Source organism: Streptomyces iakyrus (assembly GCF_000717055.1).
GTDB lineage: Bacteria > Actinomycetota > Actinomycetes > Streptomycetales > Streptomycetaceae > Streptomyces > Streptomyces iakyrus.
The window spans coordinates 1-349 of sequence record NZ_JNXI01000120.1; the positions used below are offsets into that span (position 1 = coordinate 1).

The 349-nt window shown below is 61.0% G+C and carries 1 protein-coding gene; it reads left to right on the plus strand.

Features of this window, described 5'->3' with window-relative positions; genetic code table 11:
- Positions 1-349 (plus strand): AMP-binding protein (locus tag OO68_RS49005; RefSeq protein WP_157852839.1); only part of this gene is annotated, 349 nt, incomplete at both ends.

Here is a 349-nt window from a genome sequence, read left to right on the forward strand (position 1 = left end):
TGTCGAGACAGAGCGCGTGACGATGACCATGGCATCGACGCCGTTTCTGGCGGATTTGACTGCGGAGGCGGAGCGGCGGCCTGAAGCGCTGCGTTCACTGCGCACTTTCGTATCGGCAGGCGCCCCAATTCCCCGTGTTTTAGTGCGCCAGGCCACACAGAATCTTGGTGCGCACATCGTCTCGGGATGGGGGATGACGGAAAACGGGCTGGTGACGACCACCAAGCTCGACGATCCACCGGAAAAAGTCTTCGAGACCGACGGTTGCCCAAGCCAGGGTATGGAAGTCAGGATCGTCGATGGCGGGGGCAAAGTCCTGCCTCACGATGAAGAAGGGCGCCTACAAGCG